21 protein-coding genes are annotated in these 21,260 nt (G+C 69.2%); 12 read left to right on the top strand and 9 right to left on the bottom strand.

The genetic code is table 11. The annotated features are described in order from the left end of the window. Positions 1–21 precede the first annotated feature (21 nt). From BM310_RS18235 to BM310_RS21665, 3 genes are all read left to right on the top strand, one after another. A complete protein-coding gene (locus BM310_RS18235) occupies positions 22–1,689 on the top strand; it encodes a TraB/GumN family protein (protein WP_089810487.1) in 1,668 nt (555 codons plus the stop codon). An 82-nt stretch (positions 1,690–1,771) separates the two neighbouring features. Then, positions 1,772–2,413 carry a zinc metalloprotease gene (locus BM310_RS18240; protein ID WP_089810489.1) on the top strand — a complete coding sequence of 214 codons (642 nt, stop codon included), beginning with the start codon at positions 1,772–1,774 and terminating at the stop codon, positions 2,411–2,413. Between the two features lie 215 nt (positions 2,414–2,628). Then, positions 2,629–2,832 (top strand): hypothetical protein, encoded by a 204-nt coding sequence (locus tag BM310_RS21665; RefSeq protein WP_218156497.1) that lies wholly within the window; start codon positions 2,629–2,631, stop codon positions 2,830–2,832. Positions 2,833–3,000: 168 nt separating this feature from the next. Here BM310_RS21665 and BM310_RS18250 read toward each other — a convergent pair whose 3' ends face one another. Further along, a complete protein-coding gene (locus tag BM310_RS18250) occupies positions 3,001–3,249 on the bottom strand; it encodes a hypothetical protein (protein WP_089810491.1) in 249 nt (82 codons plus the stop codon). Between the two features lie 366 nt (positions 3,250–3,615). On the opposite strand from BM310_RS18250, the gene purM reads away from it, so the two are divergent. Then, positions 3,616–4,620: a phosphoribosylformylglycinamidine cyclo-ligase gene (gene purM, locus BM310_RS18255; protein ID WP_089810492.1), complete on the top strand. Its 1,005-nt coding sequence runs from the start codon at positions 3,616–3,618 to the stop codon at positions 4,618–4,620. A gap of 10 nt (positions 4,621–4,630) precedes the next feature. Continuing rightward, positions 4,631–5,923: a cytochrome P450 gene (locus BM310_RS18260; RefSeq protein WP_089810494.1), complete on the top strand. Its 1,293-nt coding sequence runs from the start codon at positions 4,631–4,633 to the stop codon at positions 5,921–5,923. Between the two features lie 114 nt (positions 5,924–6,037). Here BM310_RS18260 and BM310_RS18265 read toward each other — a convergent pair whose 3' ends face one another. Together BM310_RS18265 and BM310_RS18270 are read right to left on the bottom strand one after the other, a co-directional pair. Next, positions 6,038–6,577 (bottom strand): CBS domain-containing protein, encoded by a 540-nt coding sequence (locus BM310_RS18265; RefSeq protein ID WP_089810496.1) that lies wholly within the window; start codon positions 6,575–6,577, stop codon positions 6,038–6,040. 43 nt (positions 6,578–6,620) lie between these two features. Beyond that, positions 6,621–6,989: a DUF555 domain-containing protein gene (locus BM310_RS18270; RefSeq protein WP_089810499.1), complete on the bottom strand. Its 369-nt coding sequence runs from the start codon at positions 6,987–6,989 to the stop codon at positions 6,621–6,623. Between the two features lie 292 nt (positions 6,990–7,281). Between BM310_RS18270 and BM310_RS18275 the strand changes: the two genes are divergently transcribed. Then, positions 7,282–7,467, top strand: a complete 186-nt coding sequence (locus BM310_RS18275) for a hypothetical protein (RefSeq protein WP_089810501.1) — start codon at positions 7,282–7,284, stop codon at positions 7,465–7,467. Between the two features lie 154 nt (positions 7,468–7,621). Further along, complete coding sequence (psmB, locus tag BM310_RS18280; RefSeq protein WP_089810503.1) at positions 7,622–8,353, top strand: archaeal proteasome endopeptidase complex subunit beta; 732 nt, start codon at positions 7,622–7,624, stop codon at positions 8,351–8,353. Positions 8,354–8,433: 80 nt separating this feature from the next. Here the strand turns inward: psmB and BM310_RS18285 are convergent, their stop codons facing one another. After that, the gene (locus BM310_RS18285) at positions 8,434–9,966 is read right to left on the bottom strand and encodes a hypothetical protein (RefSeq protein WP_089810505.1); all 1,533 of its coding nucleotides are present in this window, start codon (positions 9,964–9,966) and stop codon (positions 8,434–8,436) included. A 149-nt stretch (positions 9,967–10,115) separates the two neighbouring features. Here BM310_RS18285 and ligA point away from each other — a divergent pair, with 149 nt between their 5' ends. Then, positions 10,116–11,948, top strand: coding sequence for an ATP-dependent DNA ligase LigA (gene ligA / locus BM310_RS18290; protein WP_089810507.1), 1,833 nt, complete (start codon positions 10,116–10,118; stop codon positions 11,946–11,948). Between the two features lie 63 nt (positions 11,949–12,011). On the opposite strand, the gene BM310_RS18295 is transcribed toward ligA, so the two are convergent. Genes BM310_RS18295 through BM310_RS18310 form a run of 4 tightly spaced genes read right to left on the bottom strand, consistent with a single transcriptional unit; the run spans position 12,012 to position 15,498 of the window. Then, complete coding sequence (locus tag BM310_RS18295; RefSeq protein ID WP_089810509.1) at positions 12,012–12,857, bottom strand: sugar phosphate isomerase/epimerase family protein; 846 nt, start codon at positions 12,855–12,857, stop codon at positions 12,012–12,014. A 10-nt stretch (positions 12,858–12,867) separates the two neighbouring features. After that, positions 12,868–13,800, bottom strand: coding sequence for a UbiA family prenyltransferase (locus BM310_RS18300; protein ID WP_089810511.1), 933 nt, complete (start codon positions 13,798–13,800; stop codon positions 12,868–12,870). 3 nt (positions 13,801–13,803) lie between these two features. Further along, the gene (locus BM310_RS18305; RefSeq protein ID WP_089810513.1) at positions 13,804–14,640 is read right to left on the bottom strand and encodes a sugar phosphate isomerase/epimerase family protein; all 837 of its coding nucleotides are present in this window, start codon (positions 14,638–14,640) and stop codon (positions 13,804–13,806) included. A 3-nt stretch (positions 14,641–14,643) separates the two neighbouring features. Beyond that, complete coding sequence (locus BM310_RS18310; protein WP_089810514.1) at positions 14,644–15,498, bottom strand: TatD family hydrolase; 855 nt, start codon at positions 15,496–15,498, stop codon at positions 14,644–14,646. 189 nt (positions 15,499–15,687) lie between these two features. On the opposite strand from BM310_RS18310, the gene BM310_RS18315 reads away from it, so the two are divergent. From BM310_RS18315 to BM310_RS18330, 4 genes are all read left to right on the top strand, one after another. After that, positions 15,688–17,007, top strand: coding sequence for an inositol-3-phosphate synthase (locus tag BM310_RS18315; protein WP_089810517.1), 1,320 nt, complete (start codon positions 15,688–15,690; stop codon positions 17,005–17,007). Next, positions 17,004–18,419 (top strand): alkaline phosphatase family protein, encoded by a 1,416-nt coding sequence (locus BM310_RS18320; RefSeq protein ID WP_089810518.1) that lies wholly within the window; start codon positions 17,004–17,006, stop codon positions 18,417–18,419. The genes BM310_RS18315 and BM310_RS18320 overlap by 4 nt, the downstream gene beginning before the upstream one ends. Before the next feature lie 108 nt (positions 18,420–18,527). Next, positions 18,528–19,244: an MBL fold metallo-hydrolase gene (locus BM310_RS18325; protein ID WP_089810520.1), complete on the top strand. Its 717-nt coding sequence runs from the start codon at positions 18,528–18,530 to the stop codon at positions 19,242–19,244. Positions 19,245–19,332: 88 nt separating this feature from the next. Next, positions 19,333–20,154: an alpha/beta fold hydrolase gene (locus BM310_RS18330; protein WP_089810521.1), complete on the top strand. Its 822-nt coding sequence runs from the start codon at positions 19,333–19,335 to the stop codon at positions 20,152–20,154. 3 nt (positions 20,155–20,157) lie between these two features. Here the strand turns inward: BM310_RS18330 and BM310_RS18335 are convergent, their stop codons facing one another. After that, positions 20,158–21,252, bottom strand: coding sequence for a DNA topoisomerase IV subunit A (locus tag BM310_RS18335; RefSeq protein ID WP_089810523.1), 1,095 nt, complete (start codon positions 21,250–21,252; stop codon positions 20,158–20,160). Positions 21,253–21,260 lie beyond the last annotated feature (8 nt).

Below are 21,260 nucleotides of genomic sequence, written 5' to 3' on the forward strand. Positions count from 1 at the left end.
CGTGGGCGGAAATCGAAGGTAATGAGTCAGGAAGCGGCCGGCGAGGGTCGCGTCCGCGTCGTCGGGACGGCCCACGTCTCCGAGGACAGCGTCCGCGAAGTCGAAGCCGTCGTCGCGGAGGAACGCCCGGACGTGGTCGCCGTCGAACTCGACGAGGGACGGTACCGCCAGATGAAGGGCGGCACGCCCGACGACCTCGAACCCGGAGACCTGCTCCGCGGCAACACCGTCTTCCAGTTCATCGCCTACTGGATGCTGTCGTACGTGCAGGCGCAACTCGGCGAGAAGTTCGACGTGCAACCGGGCGCCGACATGCTCGCGGCCGTCGAGACGGCCGAGGAGTTCGGCATCGACGTGGCCCTCGTGGACCGCGACATCAACGAGACGATGCGGCGCTTCTGGTCGCGGATGTCGTTCGTCGAGAAGCTACAGATGGTCGGCGGCCTCGCGTTCGGACTCGGCGACAGTCGCGGCGTCGGCGTCGTCCTCGGCCTCCTCGTCGGACTGCTGGTCGGCCCGGTGGTCGGCCTGTTCGGTGGGTCGGTCGGCGTCGGCCTCCCCCTCCTCGCCCGCGTCACCGGCGGCGCACTCGTCTTCGCCGCCGTCGCGGCCGTCCTCTGGGTCGGGTCCGCGTCGCTCCTCGACACGGAGGACCGCCTGTTCCTCGCCCTCGGCGTCGGCGTCGCCGCCGGGATGGTCGGCGGCGTCGGACTCGGCGTCGCCGCCCCCGTCGTCGACCGACTGAGCCCGTTCGCCGTCCGCGTCGTCGGCAGTCTCTCCCTCGGCATCGGCGTCGGTCTGTTGCTCGCCGGCCTCGCCGCGACGCTCGCGACGGCGTTCGGCATGGGTCCCGACGAGGACGTCGAGGAGATGGACGAGATGGACATCAGCGCGATGACCGACACGGACGTGGTCAGCGCGATGATGGAGGAGTTCCGCGAGTTCTCCCCCGGCGGCGCGCAGGCCCTCATCGACGAACGCGACGCGTACATCGCGCACCGACTGGTCGGACTCCGGCAGTCCGGCCTGCACGTCGTCGCCGTCGTGGGCGCGGGCCACCGCGAGGGCATCGAGCGCTACCTCGCCAACCCACAGGAGTTGCCGCCGATGGAGTCGCTGACGGGGACGCCCTCCGGCGGCCTCCCGTGGGCGAAGATAGTCGGCACGGGCATCTCCGTCGCCGTCGTCGCGTTCTTCGGCCTGTTGGCGCTCTCGACGGCCGGTAACGACACGCTCCTCCGCCTGTTCGGCGCGTGGTTCCTCGTCAACGGTGCGTTCGCGGCCGGACTGGCGAAGGCGGCGGGCGCGCGGTGGCCCTCGGCCCTGGTCGGCGGCGCCGTCGCGTGGATGACCTCCATCAACCCGTTCCTCGCTCCCGGGTGGTTCACGGGCTACATGGAACTGCAGTACCGTCCGGTCAACGTCGGCGACATCAACCGCCTCAACGAACTGCTGGCCGACGAGGAGACGCCCCTCGGCGAACTCGTCGGCGACATGTTCGACGTCCCCCTGTTCCGACTCATCATGGTCGTCGCGGCGACGAACATCGGCAGTATCGTCGCCTCGGCGCTGTTCATCGGCTACGTGCTCCCGCTCTTCGCCCTCGACCTGGGCGGTCCGTCGGGCATCATCGACCTGATGTTCGAGGGCGCGCGCAACGGCTGGGACATCCTCGTCGGCCTCGTCTGACGGCGTCCCCGCGCACCGGCGAGGACGGCCGAACCCGCAAGGCCCATCCCGCCGCCGACCGAACGGTCGGCGACGCGAACACATGAGTACGAACACCTCGCTCAGTTTCAGCTCCAGTGAACTCCGTGACCTCGCCGTCGCGTGGGTCGCCCTCGGTCTCGCCTTCGCCATCTTCTTCGCCGGCGGCGGCATGCGCGCCATCGCCAACGTCGTCGGCGGCGGACTGGTCGGTCCGTTCCTCGTCAGCCTCCTCACCGCCGGCATCGGCTTTCTCCTGCACGAACTCGCGCACAAGGTGGTCGCCGTCCGCTTCGGCCAGGTGGCGGAGTTCCGCGCGGACTACGGCATGCTGTTTCTCGCCGTGATGAGTTCGCTCGCCGGCTTCATCTTCGCCGCGCCGGGAGCCGTCTACCACCGGGGCATGCTCACCGACCGCGAACACGGACTCATCGCGCTGGCGGGCCCCGTCACCAACCTCCTCCTCGCGGCGTTGTTCCTCCCCGTCCTCCTCGTCGGCGTCCTCGGCGGGTCGGAGTTCGTCGGCCTCGTCGGCTCCCGCGGCGTCACCATCAACGTGTTCCTCGCCGCGTTCAACATGCTGCCGTTCGGCGCGCTCGACGGCAACACCGTCGTCTCGTGGAGCAAGACGGTGTTCGTCGCCGTGTTCGTCCCCTCGGTGCTGTTGACGCTCGGTCTGTTCGTCTTCGGCGGCGGCCTGTTCTGACGGGTCACCGCTGGGTTTCGTTCGCCCGACGGTCGACGGCAGAGTGATAGTCCTCCCGCGAGAGACGCCGCCACGGGCCGTCGAACGACAGACGGCATGGACCCCCTCGAACTGCTGGGCAACGAGATTCGCATCGACGTCCTCCGCGAACTCGCCGAGGCGAACGCCCCGCTCTCCTTCACCTCACGAGACTCTGCGAGTACTTCGTCCGCGACGTGCCCGAGGGGTACGAGTTGGGCCACGCCGGGACGCGCGTCGTCGACGTCGCGGGCGGCGAGGGGACGGGTGCCCGGGACGCGGCGTCGGCGGACTCGGAGTCGGAGACGAGAAGCGAAACGTCGGACGCAACGAGGTGTCCGGTCTGCGACGACGACTACGAGAAGCTCTTTCACGCCCATCTGACGCCGCCGCGGGAGTGACGCGCGGCGCGAGCGGTGGGAAACGCCGTGCGAGCGGCGGGAATCGGTAAGTAGCGGCGGGAATCGGCGAGTAGCGGCGCGTGGCGGTGGACGAACGACGGAGGGGGGGACCTGTCGCGCCGAGAGGCGCGACGTTCGCGCGTGACGGTGGTGGGTAGGTTAGCGTCGTCAGTCTCGACCGTAGCCGTGGCCCGCGACGAGGGCGAACAGGTTACAGGCGAGCAGGCCCGCGAAGCGGAGCATCTCCGCCTGTTCGAGTCCCCCGGCGAGGAGGGGGAGGTACGTCAGCGGGAGCAGGATGGCCGCCCAGAACGTCACCGTCTCCGCGGAGCGGAGGGTGAGGCGGGCGGCGGAGTTGGCGAGGCCGATGCTACGTCGGACGGACGAGTTTTCGAGGGTGGAGGGGACGCTTGACATCGTTGGTTACCGTCAGCGATTCCTACGTGTCGACCCCACATATAATCGACAGAGACTTACCGTTATTTTCGGACCGTTCACAGTACTGTCGGACGTTTCACCGACGTTTCACGAACGCCTCAGAAATCCTTAGACCGTTTACGAACGGTTTTGCGTTAGTTTCTCAGAATCGTGTCAGCCCGTGTCGTGACGCGGTTCCGAAAGCGAGTTTCAGAGTGCCTAGCCGGGTAGTTGGAGCCGCGTACCAAAGACCCCTCCACGGGCCGTCCCCGGTTCGGTCACCGGTCGGGTCTGGCGCGCGGCGACGGGGCGTCTCGCGCGCGGTGGACGGGCACCTTTTTCCCCTCCGACCGCGCGCCTTCGGACATGACCGGGAACGACGCGGGCGAGGGCCCCGCGGACGAGGCTGACGAGGAGGAACTGACCTACGCGGACGCCGGCGTCGACATCGACGCCAGCGAGGCGGCGACGGCGGCACTGGTCGGTGCCGTCGGCGAGAGCGAGGGCGACTACGCCGGACTCCTGGACATCGGCGACCGCTACCTCGCCCTCGCGACGGACGGCGTGGGGACCAAACTCATCGTCGCGGAGGCACTCGACGACTACTCCACCGTCGGCATCGACTGCATCGCGATGAACGCCAACGACCTGGTCGCGGCGGGCGTCCGGCCCGTCGCGTTCGTCGACTACCTCGCCGTCGACGCCCCCGACGAACGGTTCGCCGAACAGGTGGGACGGGGCCTCTCGGCGGGCGCTGAGGCGGCGGGCGTCGAACTCGTCGGCGGCGAGACGGCCGTCATGCCGGAGGTCATCAAGGGACTGGACCTGGCGGGCACCTGCGCGGGACTGGCGCGCAAGGACGCCATCTTCCCCGGCGAGGCGGAGGAGGGCGACGCACTCGTCGGCTTCCGCTCCTCGGGTATCCACTCGAACGGGCTCACACTCGCCCGGGAGGCGGCGACGCGCGACCACGAGTACGACGACGACTGCCCGTTCGAGGGCTACGACACCGTCGGCGAGGCGTTGCTGGAACCCACGCGCATCTACACCGACCTGCTGGACCCGATGCGCGAACACGGCGTGCACGCGGCGGCCCACGTCACCGGCGGCGGGTGGACCAACCTCGAACGCATGGGGTCGTTCCGCTACGTCGTCGAGGACGCCTTCGACCCGCACCCGGTGTTCGAGTTCGTCCAGCGCGCGGGCAACGTCTCCGACGAGGAGATGCACCGCACGTTCAACATGGGTACCGGGTTCGTCGCGGCCCTCGCTCCCGAGAACGCCGAGGAACTGGCGGCGGCGACGGACGGCCGAATCGTCGGCCGCGTCGAGTCGGGGTCCGGCGTCGCCGTCCGGAGTCTGGAACTCTGACCGCAGGGCCGTGACTCCCCCGAGACCGCCCGCACCCGATGGTCTGCCCGTCCTCGGCAACACCGTGGCCTTCGCTCGGAGTCCGTTCTCCTTCACCGACGCCGCCGTCGCGGAACACGGCGACGTGGTTCGCCTCTCCATTCTGGGGAGCGACCGCTACATCGTCGCCCACCCCGACCTGTTCGAACGCGCCCTCGTGACCGACCGCGAGGCGTTCGCGAAGACGGACGACTTCCGCCTCGCGTTCGGCGACAGCGTCCTCGCCGTCGAGGGCGACGCGTGGCGCGAACAGCGCGACCTGCTGGACCCGTTCTTCTTCTACCGGCGGGTCGCGGAGTACGTCCCCGCGATGCGCGAACAGGCCGCCCGGCGCGCGTCGTCGTGGACGCCGGGCGAGACGTACTCGATGGTCGACGAGATGAAGGGCCTCACGTTCGACGTGCTGGCGGCGACGCTGCTCGGATTGGACCGCGACGGCGGCGGCGACGCGTTGCGGCGGGCCGCCGACGACCTGAACGCCCGCTTCGCACCAACGTCGTGGGCGCTGCCGGACTGGCTGCCGACGCCGAGTCGCCGGCGGTTCGACCGCGCCGTGACGACGTTGCGCGAGGAGATAGACCGACTCGTGCGCGCGGACCACGACGACGACTCCCTGCTGTCGGTCCTCGCGAACGCGCGCGAGGGCGAAGGCTACCCCCGGTCGGACGCCGCCGTGTCGGACCAACTGGTCGGCGTCATCTTCGCCGGCCACGAGACGACGGCCCTCGCCCTGACGTTCGCGTGGTACCTCCTCGCGCGAAATCCGGGCGTCAGGGAACGGGTCGAACGCGAGGTGGACGAGGTGGTCGGCGACGACCCCGTCCGGACGGACCACCTTTCGGAACTCACCGTCCTCGAACGGATCTTCCGGGAGTCGATGCGGCTGTATCCGCCGATTCACACGCTCCCGCGGGAGACGACGCGCGACGTCGAACTGGGCGGCTACCGGATTCCCGCGGGGTCGGAGGCGTTGCTCTCGGTCGTGAACGTCCACCGCGACGCCCGGTTCTTCGAGAGACCGGACCGGTTCGACCCGGACCGGTGGGACCGCGACGACCGACACGACTACGCCTACGTCCCGTTCGGGGCGGGGCCGCGGCGGTGCGTCGGCCGGACGTTCGCGACGATGGAGGCCAAGGCGGTGATGGCGGCGGTGATAAAGCGGTACCGACTGGAGTGGGCGGGCGACGGCGAGCTGGGTCTGAACCCGCAGATGACGACGCAACCGCGCGGCGAAGTGCCGATGACGGTGCGAGAGCGGTAGTCGGTCGAGGCGGCGGCGACGGCGGAGGAGGTGGAGACGACGGCGGAGGAGGCGGCGGCAATGGGGCCAGAGGAAGCGGAGGCCGAGAGAGACGGAGAGAGGCGGCGGCGGAACTCAGAGGCGGGCCGCGACGTCGGCTTCGGTGATGATGCCCACCGTCTGTCCGCCCCCGACGACGAGGACGGCCGAGTGGTGGTCGAGCGAGGAGTCGATCTCTTCGAGGGTCGCCTCGGGTTCGACCGTCGTGATGGCCTCGCGCATCACTTCGGCGACCGGGAGGTCACCCACGTCTTCGTCCTGCACACGCCTGATGTCCCCGTTCGAGATGATGCCGACGGGGCGGCCGTCGCGGATGACCGGCAGTTGCGAGAACCCCTCCTCGAGCATCCGGTCGCGGGCGTCGCGCACGGAGTCGTCGGGCGAGACGCTGACGACGTTCGTGTTCATCAGGTCGTCCGCGCGGACGACGCTCCCCTCCGCCTCGTCGAGTGCGTTGACGATGCGCCGGAGGGTGGAGAGGCGCGGGTCCACGTCGCCGCCTTCGATTCGCGCGATGAGTGGCTGGGAGACGCCCGCCATCTCGGCGAGCGTGCTCTGCGTGAGGTCGAGTTCTTTCCGCCGTTCCCGGAGGTCGTGCGGGGTCGGGAGTTCCATACTCCACGATAACCGCAGGTTATATGAAAAAGGTTCCGGACGGTCAGGCCGCGGCGTCTTCCTCGTCGGCTTCCGTCTCGACGACGTCGATGACCGACAGCGGAACGTCGCGAAGCGCGCCGCCGACTTCGCTCTTGGCGATGCGGGAGGCGTGCTTCTCGCCGTCGGCGTTGAACACGTCGATTTCGAGCAGAAGCCCGACGAGCGCCGTGTCCGCGGCGATGAACGCCGAGTCGAACGGTTCGCCGCAGGCGGGACAGCCGGTGACGCCGACTTCCACCTCGACGTACTCCTTGTCCTTCTCGTTCAGTCGCTTGCCCGCCTCGCTGACCGCGACACCGATGGCGTCGTCGATGTCCTCGACGTCGCGGACCAGCCACGCGGCCTCCATCGCGACGAGATAGTTGCTCATACCCTCCAGTAGCGCCACGGGGTTTCGTGTCTTGTGGTTCGTCCGGCCCCGTGACAACCACAGTTATTCATCAAAGATGATGATATTCTTCCGCGTACGGAACGGAAATCTACGCCATAAGTTATACAGACGAGGGGGAACTGGGACCGGATTCCTACGCCGTGAGCGGCGCCGAGACCAGTCGAGTTGTCACCGAAACAACTCCAGTTTAATCGGCAGACAGCGTCGGGGTATTCGAATCGGAGCGGTCGTAACGTATATATACACCCGGCTCGCCCGCTCAGCTAACGCGATGCTCAACGCGATGCACCGGTCAGTCACGTTCGCCCTCTACCAGTTCACCCTGGCACTCGGCATCCTGCTCATGCCGGTCGCCCTTCTCGCACGTCGGGCAGGCCTCCACCTGCCGGTCGACCGGGCGGTCGAAGCCACGGGTGCAGCGTACGAACGCGCGGGTGGGAACGCACGGACGAACTGACGCCTCCTCGCGGTCCGTTTTTCACGCCCCCGAGCGACCGCGCCGTCGACGGTCACTTCGGCGGTACCGAGGCGCTACGGGGCCGCTATACGCGGAACGGGCAACAGCAGGGGGAAGGGTGGCATTTATCAGCGCCGGGGCTCAAAAAGGGGTAATGCGTACTCCCACGAGCGACGACATCTCGGGCGGTCTCGACCCCCTGAACGGCGACCACTCCGGTGTGTTCGCCCCGGAACTCGGCGAGTTCCCCAACGCCGAACAGCGCGCGGGCGAGTCGACGGCACAGGAGACGAAGACGGGGACGACGACGGTCGGTCTGAAGACCGAAGACGGCGTCGTGCTGGCGACCGACATGCGCGCCAGTCTCGGCTACATGGTCTCCTCGAAGGACGTCCAGAAGGTCGAGGAGATTCACCCGACGGGCGCGCTCACCATCGCCGGGTCCGTCTCGGCGGCGCAGTCGCTCATCCGCTCGATTCGCGCGGAGGTCCGACTGTACGAATCCCGTCGCGGCGAGGACATGAGCATGCAGGCGCTCTCGACGCTCCTCGGTAACTTCCTCCGCTCGGGCGCGTTCTACGTCGTCCAGCCCATCCTCGGCGGCGTCGACGAGGAGGGACCGCACATCTACAGCATCGACCCCGCGGGCTCCATCCTCGAAGAAGAGTACACCGTCACGGGCTCCGGGAGCCAGTACGCCCTCGGCGTCCTCGAACAGGAGTACAGCGACGACCTGTCCATCGAGGAAGCCAAGCGCATCGCCGCACACGCCGTCGAGAGTGCACTCGAACGCGACCTGGCCTCGGGTAACGGCATCAACATCTGCGTCGTGACCGAAGACGGCGTCGAGATAACCCAGCACAAAGAGATCGAAGACCTGCTGTAGGTCGGAGCGTCGCGGCCTCTCCTCTCCGTTCTCTTCGCCGTCCAGCGGCGCGTCCGCGCCGAAAGCGGCGGCGCCGGCAGTTACAGCCAGTCCGCGAACGTACCTTCCAGCAGCGTCTCGGTCTGGTTCCCGATGTACTCGCGTTGCATGGCGAAGACGGCCTCGGCGAAGTCCTCGCCGTCGTCGAGGTGGCTCTCGACGCGTTCGACCTTCCACCCGGCGGGCGTCCGTCCCGACGCCGCGCGGACGCGGAGCGGTTCGACGTACCGGTCGGCCTCCGCCTGCGAACACCCCGCCGACTTCAGCCCGTCGACGGCGTGCGCGAGGATGTCGTCGTACACCTCGGCGGGGTCCGTCGTCTCGTGGCCGTCGTTGGCTATCCACCGCTGCTCGCCGTCGAAGCCGTCGCGCATGGCCGTGTAGAAGTTCTCCTTCGCCGTCTCCCAGTCCTGGTCGACGACCGGGTGCTGGCGCTTCGGGAGGCTCTCCATCAGGCCAGCGAACGCCGCCTGAAAGGCGATGGAGTCGCGGACGGTCGGCTGTGCGGCGATGGGGCGGAACTCGATGCGGGCGTTCGCCGACGACCGCGTCGCGCCGTCGAACACCGGGCGAACCCACCGCCAGAACGTCCCGTGCTTGCGCCGGAGCGTGGCGAACGAGTCGTCGAACCGGTCGCCGCGCGGGACGGGCATCGGAACGACGCTCGGGTCGGTGGCGACTCTGTCCACCGCCTCCGCCACGTCCGAGAGGTCCTCGGGGAAGCGGACCTTCTGTGCGTCTTTGCCGTTCAACACGGACTCGAAGACGGTGATGCGGTTCCCCATGTAGCCGTCGGCGAGGATGTCGCGCGGGTCGGCGTCGTCGTAGAGGTCCGGCGGGAAGAACGGCGAGTTGACGCCGAGGGCGAGGAGTGGCCCGGCGACGCGGAGCGCGTAGTTGAAGTAGACGGGCAGGTCGGCGGCGTGAGCGACCTGATAGTGCGGCTGGATGGAGGTGATGAGCGACTCGGGCATCACCGTATCGGCGTCGAGTTCGACGTGCGGGGCGTCGAGGCCCATGTCGTCGGCCGCGTACTGCCCGTTGGCCATCGCGTGGTAGCGGACGGAGTCGCTCATGTTCGTCGCGATGCGGATGCCGTCGTCCTCGATGCTGTCGGTGAGGTACCCCCGGGCCGTCTCGCCCGTCGGCGGGACGGTCCAGAGGCCGTCGCTGACGAGGCGCATCCCCTCCGAGGAGGTGCACTGGAGGGCGGCGGTGAGACGGGCGAGCACCTCCGATTCCTGCGCCCTGAGGCCGTGCGGGTTCAACGGCTGCGGACTCGTCGTCATCTCGGCGTTGTGGAGGCCGAGTTCCTTCTCGAACCCGATGAGTTCGAGGAGGCGACGGGGGACGCGCATCAGTCCGTTCGCCATGTCGTCGTCGGCCGAGGACCACCGGCCGTCCGCGACGGCGTAGAACTCGTACTCCAGCCCGACGATTGACTGGTGGTTGTCGAACGTGCCGGCCGCCAACTCGGATTTGACCACCTCGGCGTCCGCCTCCGCCTGCGCCTCGTACTCCTCGGCGTCGACGGCGAGCACGTCTCGAACCCGGTCCGCAAGCTCGTCGCTCATACCCTCCCGTGTGCGTCCGTGCGGCTTGAATCCCGCGGCTCCGTCGTCCCGTGGCACGCCCTCCCGAACGAGGGGTCGCACGGCTTCGAGGACCGCGGGCGGCGACCGATTCGGCGGACTTTTTTCCGCCGGGAGTTCAGAGACCGACGATGCAGTTCGCCGAGTTCGCCGCCCGAGCGTCGGAGATGGAGACCGAACCCGCGGACCTCGCGACCGTCGCGTTGGTCCGTGACCTGTTCTGCGACGCCGGAGACGACCTGACCGTCGTCGTCCGCTTCGTCCAGGGCCGCGTCTTCCCCGCGTGGGACTCCACGACGCTCGACGTCGGCCCCCGACTGCTCCGGGAGGCCATCGCGCGCGCCGCCGGGCAGAACGTCACGGCCGGAGACGTGGAGGACCGACTCGCCGACGCGGGCGAAATCGGCGCCGTCGCCGCGGGCTACGACTTCGGCGGCCAGCGGGGACTGGCGGCGTTCGCTGGCGGGGGCGGCGACGGCCTCTCGGTGCGCGAGGTGGACGAGACGCTCCGCGAACTCGCCGCCGCCTCGGGGGCCGGCAGCGAGGACCGGAAACTCAACACGCTGTTCGGCCTGTTCAACCGCGCGAGCCCGGAGGAGGCGAAGTACCTCGCCCGCCTCGTCCTCGGGGAGATGCGCATCGGCGTCGGCGAGGGTACCGTCCGCGACGCCGTCGCCGAGGCGTTCCTCGCGGGCCCCGAGGTTGACGACGACGAGGGCGACGAAGACGACATCGCGACCGGCGGAGACGCCGACGACGACGCGGAAGACGGCGCGAGCGGTGACGGGACAGACACCGCGGCGGAGGAGTCGGTGAGCGACAGAGCAACCACGCACGCGACGGCCGACGAACTCGCCGCCGTCGAACGCGCCCTGCAGGTGTCGAACGACTACGGCATGGTCGCGCGAGTCGCCCGCGAGGAGGGCCGCGACGGCCTCGAAGCCGTCCGCCTCGAAGTCGGCCGACCCGTGCAGGCGATGCTGGCGCAGGCCGGGACGGTGACGGACGCTCTCGAGGCGTGGGACGAGGCGGCGGTCGAACGCAAGTTCGACGGCGCGCGCGTGCAGGTCCACGTCGCGAGCGGTGACGAGGAAGAGGGGGCCGCCGCCGACGTGTCGCTGTTCTCCCGCAACATGGACGACGTGACCGACGCCCTCCCCGAAGTCGTGGAGTTCGTCGCGGACCACGTCGACGCGCCGGCCATCCTCGACGGCGAGGTGGTCGCCGTCGACGACGACGGGGAGCCGTTGCCGTTTCAGGAGGTGCTGCGCCGGTTCCGCCGGAAGCACGACGTCGACCGGATGCGCGAGGAGGTCCGCGTCGAACTCCGCGCGTTCGACTGCCTGCACGCCGGCGGCGAGGACTTGCTCGACGCGCCCGTGACCGAACGGCACGCCCGCCTGTCGGAGTTGGTCCCCGAATCGGCCGTCTCCGGCCTCCTCGTCTCCGACGACGAGGGAGAGATAGCCGCGTTCGAGGAGGCGTCGCTCGACGCCGGCCACGAGGGAGTCATGCTGAAGAACCCCGACTCCACCTACTCGCCGGGGGACCGCGGGAAGAACTGGCTGAAGCGCAAGCCCGACGTGGAGACGGTGGACCTCGTGGTGACGGGCGCCGAGTGGGGCGAGGGCCGCCGCGCCAACCACCTCGGCACGTTCCTGCTGTCGGCCCGCGACGGCGACGACTACGCCACCATCGGGAACGTCGCCACCGGCATCACCGACGAGGAGTTGGCGGACCTGTCGGCCCTGCTGGAGCCCGAAATCGTCAGCGAGGACGGACAGACGGTCGAGTTGAACCCCGCCGTCGTCTTCGAGGTGGGCTACGAGGAGATTCAGCGCTCGCCGACGTACTCCTCGGGGTACGCGCTCCGCTTCCCCCGGTTCGTCGCCGTCCGCGAGGACAAGACGCCCGCCGACGCCGACTCGCTCGAACGCATCGAGCGACTGGCCGAGTCCCAGTAGCGGCGGAGCGTCGCCGGTCGGCGTCCCCGTCCACGTCCGAGTCCGGAGCCGTCGCCCTCGGGGTCAGACGTACCGCGACAGCGCCTCGAACGCGCGTTCGGCCGCCTCGTCCGGCCGGTCCGGGTAGGTGTACAGTTCGAGCGTGACGAACCCGTCGTAGCCGACGCCGTCGAGGGCGTCGAACACGGCCGCGAAGTCGAGGTCGCCGTCGCCGGGGACGAGGTGGTAGTGCTTCCCGCGGACGCCGCCGGCGATGTCTTCGAGGTGGACGCCGGTGATGTGACCGGCGGCCTTCTCGATGCTCTCGCGGGGGTCCTCGCCGTAGACGGCGGCGTGTCCCACGTCGAGGTTGACGCCGAGTCCGTCGCGGCCCACGTCGTCGATGAGCGTCAGCACCTCGTCGGTACTCTCGACGAGGAGTTCGGGTTCGAACTCGATGCCGACGTCCACCCCGCGCGGTTCGGCGTAGTCGAGGATGTCGTGCAGGGAGTCCAGCAGGTGGTCGTACGCCGTCTCCGGCATCGTCCCCGGGAGGGGGCGACCGCTGGCGAGGCAGACGGCCGGCGCGCCCGTGGCGTCGGCCAGGTCGACGGCGCGCTTCGTGTAGTCGACGCGCCACGCGCGCAGGTCGGCGTCCGGGTTGACGACGCTCGGTTCGAAGAACGACGACGGCGGCGCGTCGTCGTAGTAGCCCGTCGCCGTGTTCGCGTTGACGTTCGAGACGGCGACGCCGGTGTCGTCGAGGGCGTCGGCGAGGGCCGCCTCGTCGTCCGCGTCGAACTCCGGGAAGTACGCGTGGGGCGCGTCGCCGAGTATCTCGACTCCCGCGTAGCCGTGGCCGGCGATGCGCCGGACGGCCTCGGGGAGCGTGTGGTTCGTGTAGGCGTTCGTCGAGAATGCGAGTTTCATCGTTGGGTCGTCAGCTCACGTCGAAGTATCTGGACAGCACCGTGGCGGGGACGAGGAACGCGGCGGCGGCCGCGGCGAACGCCGGCCCCGCGACGACGGCGACGGCGGCGTCGAGGAGGACGATGCCGAGGACGCAGGTGCCGACGGCGGGACCGACGTTCGCGGGCGTCGGGTCGGCCATGGCCGGGGCGAGCGCTCGCCAGTCCCACGCGAGGAAGCACGCGGCGACGACGGTGGCGAGGAGGCCCGTCGCCGTCGTGCCGAGGAGGGTGGCGACGACGGCGACGACCATCGCGGCCAGCGTGGCCGCCGCGGCGGTGAGTGCCACGGCCGACGCCTCGCCGCCGCCCGTCTCGGCCTCCGCCATCCGGGTCAGCGCGGCGACGTAGCCGACGACGGCCGCCGGGAACAGGAGCGCGACGCCGCCGAACGCGGCCGCTCCGGCGACCGACAGGCCGAGGGCGACGTTCAGTCCGCGGGCCGCGCCCATGGCGAGGAACCCCGCGGGGCCGCCCTTCAGGAGGCCGTCGTAGAGGGCGACGGCGAGGGCGAGCGTCGCGGCCGTCGCGCCCGGGACGGCCCCGCCGACGGCCGTCGCGAGGACGACGCCGGCGAGGAGGAGTCCGACCCCGAGCGAGAGCGCCTCGGTCCGCCCGACGCGACCCGAGGGAATCGGTCGGTTCGGGCGGTGTCTGCGGTCTTCGGCCGCGTCGGCCACGTCGTTGAGCGTCGTGCCCGCGGCGTAGACGAGGACGGACGCGAGACAGAGGCCGACCACCGTCGGGAGCGACGCCGTCGCGCCGAGGGCGACGGCGAGGGCGACGCCCGCGAGGACGTCCGGCGGGGCGGTGAAGACGTTCGGGAGTCGAATCAGGTCGGCGTAGTCGCTCGCGACTCGCCGGACCGACTCGACTCCGAGTGCGTCTCCGACGCCCGTCGCCATCCGTCAGGCCCACCCGTGGTCGCGGAGGTAGTCCATCGCCCCCTGCGCCGTCTCGGCGGCCGTCTCCTGGTACGGGTAGAGTTCGACCGTCACGTAGCCGTCGTAGCCCGAGTCCTCGACGGCCTGCAGGAAGCCGTCGATGTCCATCGCGCCGTCGCCGAGTTGGGTGTGTTCGTGCGTGCGGTCGGCGGGGATGTCTTCGAGGTGGTAGTGCCGCGTGTACGGCGCGAGCGTCTCGACCAGTTCCGCGGGGTCCTCGCCCACGCAGAACAGGTGCCCCGCGTCGAAGTTGCAGGTGATTCGGTCTGAGTCCACGCGGTCCATCAGGTCGAGGAACTGGTCGGACGTCTCTATCAGGAGGTCGGGTTCGGGTTCGACCATCACGTCCACGCCCACGTCCTCGGCCTTCGCGGCGAGTTCGTTCAGTCCCTCGACGAACGTGTCCGTCGCCCACTCGCGGGACTTCCCCTCGGGAATCGGGCCGCCGGGTTCGATGGATATCTTGTCGCAGCCGAGTTCGGCCGCGGCGTCCAGCGAGTCCAGCGTGTAGTCGACGCGGCGGCGGCGGTAGTCCTCGTCTACCTCGACGAACGAGGGGTGGTGGAAGTCCTCGATGGCCGTCAGCATGAACGCGTTACAGTTGCTGATCTCGAGGTCGTTGGCGTCGAGGGCGGTTCGCACCTCGTCGTACTCCTCGCCCGTCGCCTCGGGCGGGTAGAGGAACGGCTGGTCGAACAGGAGTTCGATGCCGTCGTAGCCCGCGTCCGCGACGGCCTCGATGGCCCCGACGGTGGAGTACTCCCGGAACGCGTTCATCGAGAAGCCGAACTGGAGCGACATGGGTCACTCGGCCTCTGCGCCCTGCGGGGGGTTCTCGTCCGCCGACTCCGCCGCGACGGCGTCCGCGTAGTCGAAGTGCGGCGACTGCGAGAAGAACTCCAGGGGGTTCTCGAACAGCAGTTTGCGCACCTCCTCGCGGTCCCAGCCGGCGTCTATCATCGCGTCGCGGGCCTTCGGGACGGCGAGTGGGTCCGAGTCGTCCCAGTCCGCCGAGGAGTTGATGATGCGTCGGTCGGTGCCGTACTCCTCGAGCAGGGGCATGACCTCCTCGATGGATATCTTGCCGGGGTAGAGCGTGAACCCGAGCCAGCAGTCCGTCGCCGCCGTCGTCTCCATCGTGTCCGGTTCGTTGTGGTCGATGATGATGCGCTCCTGCGTGACGCCCATCTCCTCGATGATGTCCACCGTGCGTTCGGCACCTTTCGGCTTCTCCGTGTGCGGGAGGTGGATGATGACCGGCTGTTCGTGTTCCTCGGCGAGTCTGAGTTGCTCGCGGAAGGCCCACTCCTCCTCGTCGGTCTGGAGGTTGAAGCCGATCTCGCCGACGCCGACGACCCGGTCGCGTTCGAGGTACTCCGGCAGGCGGTCGATGACCGCCTCGGACATCTCGCGGTCGACGGCCTCCTTGGGGTTGATGGAGACGGTGACGTAGTGGTCCATCCCCGCCACCCGGTCGGCGCGTTCGGTCTCGAAGTCGATGATGTGCTCGAAGTAGTCGAAGAACGATTCGGGATACAGCTTGTCCGACCCCGACCAGAACGAGGGTTCGATGACGCACTCGATGCCGGACCGTCGCATCTCACGGTAGTCATCCGTGGTCCGCGAGGTCATGTGCGCGTGTGAGTCGATGAGGCGCATGGGCCACACTCCGGACCAGTCGGGCTTTGTTACCGGCATCCTACAGGTTTAGGCGCCGAGAAAGCTCGTGATACGCCCCCGGTAGCAGTCGGTTAACGAGCCGTTCGAACGAGGGTATTCGACCGATTTCGGCGGCCTCCCGCGTGAAGCAGACGCATAACTAACCGCGTTCCGTCCGCCGTCCAGTACATGACGCGAACGCGAACGGGTGTCTGGTTCGTCGGCGCCCGCGGCAACGTCGCCACCACGGCCATCGCCGGGGCGCGCGGCATCGCCCGAGACACGACGGACCGAACCGGGATGGTCACCGCCCGGGAGCCCTGTACCTCACTCGAACTCCCACCGGTCGAGGGGTTCGTCTTCGGCGGCCACGACATCGCCGACAGACCCCTCCATCACACCGCGACCGAACTCGCCGACTCGGACATCGTCGACAGGCGGACGCTCGAAGCCGTCGCCGACGACCTGCGGGAGATAGACGACCGCATCGAGACGGGCACCGCCCAGAACTGCGGGAGCGCCGTCTCCTTGGCCGACGGCGACACGCTGGACCGCGACCACACCGTCGGGGAGGTGGTCGAGCAGATTCGCGCGGACTACGCCGACTTCGTCGCCGAGACGGGCGTGGACCGTCTGGTCGTCGTCAACCTCGCCTCCTCGGAACCGCCCGTGAGCGAACCCGAGCGGTACGACACGCTGGCCGCCTTCGAGGAAGCCGTCGAGTCGGACGACGCGGACCTGCCGGCGAGTTCGCTGTACGCGTACGCCGCCCTCTCGGCGGGCCACCCCTACGTCAACTTCACGCCCTCCACCGGGAGCGAACTCGGCGGCCTGCGCGAGTTGGCCGAACGCGAGAACGTCCCGCACGTCGGCCGCGACGCCAAGACGGGCGAGACGCTCCTGAAGACCGCGCTCGGGCCGATGTTCGCCGGCCGCAACCTCGACGTGATGTCGTGGGACGGCTTCAACATCCTCGGCAACGGCGACGGCAAGGTGTTGGAGGACGACGAGAACAAGGCCGGGAAACTCCAGAGCAAGGGCGGCGTCCTCTCGAACATCCTCGGGTCGGAGATGCACAACCGGGTTCGCATCGACTACACTCCCTCCCTCGACGACTGGAAGACGGCGTGGGACCACGTCCACTTCCGCGGGTTCATGGGGACGGAGATGAGCCTGCAGTTCACGTGGCAGGGCGCGGACTCCTCGCTGGCCGCCCCCCTCGTGTTGGACCTCGTTCGCCTCGTCGCCCACGCCGACGAACGCGGCGAGGGCGGCGTCCAGACCCACCTCGCCTCGTTCTTCAAAGAGCCGATGGACGTGGACGAACACGACCTCTCCCGGCAGTTCGCCATGCTGGAGGCCTACGTGAACGACCACGCCGACGGCGCGAACCCCGACCCGGCGACGCCCGTGCGGACGGACGGCGCCGGCGGTGACGACAACACGACGGACGGAGACGACGACGCTCCCGACGACACGGCCCGCGGCGACGCGGGGGGCGAACGATGACCGGGACCGACCGCCCCGCAGAACGGGTCGTCGTCCTCGACGTGGTCGGCCTGCAACCCGAACACGTCGACGGCGAGACGACGCCGAACCTCGCCGGCCTGTTCGGCGACGGCGCGACGACGGGCGTCGTCCCCCCGTTCCCGTGCGTGACGATACCCTCGCAGACGACGCTCGCGACCGGCCTCTCGCCGTCGACCCACGGCGACGTGTCGAACGCCGAGTACGACCGAGAGCGCGACGCGGTCGAACTCTGGGGTCGCGACAGCGGCGACCGACGGCGCGTCTGGGAGATGCAGGGCGACAGCGGACTCACGACCGGCGCGCTGTTCTTCCAGCACCTGTACGGCACCGACGTCGACGTGGCGGTGACGCCGAAACCCATCGAGGACGAGAACAACGACCTCATCGAGATGAACTGCTGGACGAACCCCGACGGGTTCTACGACGAACTCCGCGAGGAGTACGGCCACTTCCCGCTTCACAACTACTGGGGGCCGGCCGCCAACGCGGAGAGCACGAAGTGGATTCTCTCGGCGGCGCGCGAGGCGACCGACCGCTACGACCCCGACATGCTGTGGGCGTACGTCCCCCACCTCGACTACGCGGGACAGAGTCACGGGCCGAATTCGGAGGCGTTCGCCGAGGCCCTCGCGGAGGTGGACGAACTCGTCGGCGACTACCTCGACTTCCTCCGCGGGACCGACCGCTGGGAGGAGACGGCCGTCGTCGTCGTCAGCGAGTACGGCTTCCACGAGGTGTCGACGCCCGTCTTCCCGAACCGAGCGCTCCGCGAGGCGGGCCTGATGGCGACGCAGGAGGCGGCGGAAGGCGGGCTGATTCCGGACCTCGCGGCCTCCGAGGCGTTCGCCGTCGCGGACCACCAAGTCGCGCACGTCTACTGCGACCAAGACGCCGTCGAACGGGCGCGCGAGGCCCTCGAACCGCTCCCGGGCATCGAACGGGTCCTCGACGGCGACGACCAGACCGCCTACGACATCGACCACGCGAACGCGGGGGACCTCGTCCTCGTCGCCGACCCCGACGCGTGGTTCACCTACTACTGGTGGGACGAGGGCGAGGACGAAGCGATGCCGCCGTACGCCGACAGCGTCGACATCCACGAGAAACCCGGCTACGACCCCTGCGAACTGTTCCTCGGCGAGGACGGCTTCGTCTCGACGGACCCCTCGAAGGTCCGGGGGTCCCACGGGCGCGTCGACTCCGAGACGACGCCGTTCTTCGGCGTCGGCGGCCCCGCCGCGCCGTCGCTCTCGCTGGACGGCGACATCGACATGCGTCAGGTCGCGCCGACGGTGCTCGACCTCCTCGGCGTCCGCGACGACGTGGCGATGGAGTTCGAGGGCGCGTCCATCCTCGCGGCGTCGAACGCGCTCGGACCGGCCGACGACTGACCGGTCGGGGACGCGAGGCCGGGCGAGTCGACTTCCCGTAGGGCCCGAACGCATCGCGGCCGCCTCGAAGCCGAAACTCGTTATTCCCCGGGCGCGCTACGGTATCGTATGACCGTCTCCTTCCGGAACCTCGACGTCTCGTGGCTCGGCTACGCCACGGCCAGAATCGAGTCGGAGTCGGGGTACGTCGTCTACCTCGACCCCGGCCGCTACGGCGTGCTGGACGACTACTACGCCCGCGACGGCGACCTGATCTGCGTCACCCACGACCACCACTACGACAGCGACGCGATACGCTCGGTGGCAAAGGAGGACGCCACCGTCGTCGTCTTCGAGGCGGTGGACGCGGACAACATCGACCGCGACGTCGAACCGGTCGCGGACCTCCCGTACGAGGTGGTCCGCGTCGGCGAGGAGGAACACCTGACGGTCGGCCCCGTGGACCTGTGGACGGTCGCCGCGTACAACGAGGCCGACGGTCCGCACACCAGAGACGACGGGAGCCTCGTCCACCCGCCCGGGTTCGGCTGTGGGTTCCTCCTGTCGGTGGACGGCACCACGGTGTTCTGGCCCGGCGACAGCGACGCTCTCGACGGCTTCGAGCGGTTGTCGGTCGACCTCTTCCTCGCCAACATCGGCGGCAGCGTCGTGATGGACCGCCACGAGGCCGCCGACCTGGCCGAGGCCCTGAACCCCGGACTCGTCCTGCCGATTCACTACGACACCATCGACCTCCTCTCGACCGACCCCGAGGCGTTCGCGGCCGACGTGGCCGCCCGCGGCGTCCCCGTCGTCCTCGAAGACCCGACGGACCACGCGGTCTGAAGTGCGGGTCCCGCGGAGGGCGTCCCGAGGTGTGGCCGCCGAATCCGCGGCAACCGTTTTGCCCCGTCCGCCCCTCGGGTAGGAGACGATGACGCCGCTCACCCCGACCGTCGACCACGGCCACCTCGAACGACGCATCCCGTACTACCGCGCCGGCGACGGCCCGCGAACGCTCGTCGTCCTCCCCGGACTGAGCGACGCGTTCGCCGGCCGGCCGAACCGGGCGACGGCGGAGTACCTCGCCCGCGTGACCTACGCCGGACTCACCGACGAGTTCACCGTGTGGACGGTCGGCCGACCGAAGCGTCTCGACGCCGAGACGACGACGCGGGAACTCGCCGGGTCGGCCGCGACGGCCCTCGACGAACTCGACGGCGGCCACGTCGTCGGCCACTCGATGGGGGGACTGCTCGCCCAACACCTCGCCGCCGACTACCCGGACCTGGTGGACCGACTCGTCCTCGCGTCCTCGGCCGCGCACGTCGGCGACGCCGGCCGGGCGATTCTCGAAGACTGGCAGACGTGGGCGCGGACGGACGCGTGGGGGAACCTGTACGCCGCCTCGGCGCGCGAGTCACACACCGGGTGGCGACGGCGAGCGTACCCCCCGCTGTTGCGCGCGGCCGGGTCCCTCCTGTCGCCGCCGTACCCCGGCGACGTGGAGACGTCCATCCGGGCCTGCCTCGACCACGACGCCTCGGATAGACTCCCCGACCTGACGACGCCGACGCTGGTCGTCGGGGGCGACGAGGACCGCCTGTTCCCGCCGGCCCTGTTGCGCGAGACGAAGGCGATGCTCCCGGATGCGACGCTCGCGGTGCTGTCGAACACGGGGCACGCCGCCGTCTCCGAACGGCCGAAGACGGTCAACCGACTGCTCTCGCGGTTCCTCCGCGGCGAGTCGCTCTGAGCCTCAGATGACGCCCATCGCGTCCAGTCGCTCGGGCAGGTAGGTCTCCGTCACGAAGTCGAGGCCCCGGGAAGCGAGCGCCTGCTGTTCGGCCTTCTTGTCGATGTCGAGTTGGAGTTCTATCTGCTCCTCCCAGTAGTCGGTCATGAACCGCGGGTCCTCGAGTTCGGATTCGAGGGCGTTCACGTCGGAGTCCGACAAGGGGTCGGTCGGCAGGTCGTACTCGACGATGTCCTCCGGTTGGATGCCGACGAACTTCGCCTGCGGCGTGGCGAGGTACTCCGAGAGGTGCGCGGACTTGATGGAACCGTACGCGACGGAGCCGTAGATGCGGTACGACCACGGGTCGCCGTCTGTGAAGACCACGACGGGCAGGTCGAGTTCGTCGTGGAGGCGCTTCGTGATGCGGCGCGTCGCCCGCGCGGGTTGCCCCTTCAGGTGGACGACGAGACAGCCGTACTCCTCGTCGAAGCCGTTCTCGATGAGACGGTCGCGCATCCCACCGGTCTCCACGCAGAGGACGAAGTCGATGTCGTGGTCGAGGAACTCGATGGTGTCGGGGTTGTTCGGAATCTGGTAGCCGCCCTCGCCGACGTCCTCCTGACAGTGTATCTCGCGCTCGCCGCGACGGGTCTGCTCGCGGAGTTCCAGCGGCCCCATCAGGGTCGCGCCCGACTCCTCCGGGCGCATGTGGAAGTCCTCGCGGGTGACCTGCGAGACGATTTCGAGGTCCTCGATGAGCTGGTTCGACTCGTCTTGGTCGTTGAACTGCGCCTCTTCGGTGTCCCAGGACTCCGAGAGGTAGTACAACTCACGGAGGGTCGAGGAGCGGTCCTCCTCCAACTGGTTGACGAGGAACTCGATGGCGTACGTCGCCTTCAGCAGTTTGCGCGCGCCGCGGACGCTGTTGGCCGACCGGGTGGACTTCCGGTCGCCGTACACCCACACCTTCGACTCCTCGTCGAAGACGATGTTGCTCTTCGTCCGCGTCGGGATGTCCATGTGCGGGATATCGCCGTCGGCGAACTGGTCGTAGAACTCCGCGGCGAGGTCGATGAGTCGTTCCTGCGCGAGTTCGTCGTTCTGTTTCGTGCTCATTGTTGGTC

Origin of the sequence: Halogeometricum rufum, assembly GCF_900112175.1 — an archaeon.
Lineage (GTDB): Archaea > Halobacteriota > Halobacteria > Halobacteriales > Haloferacaceae > Halogeometricum > Halogeometricum rufum.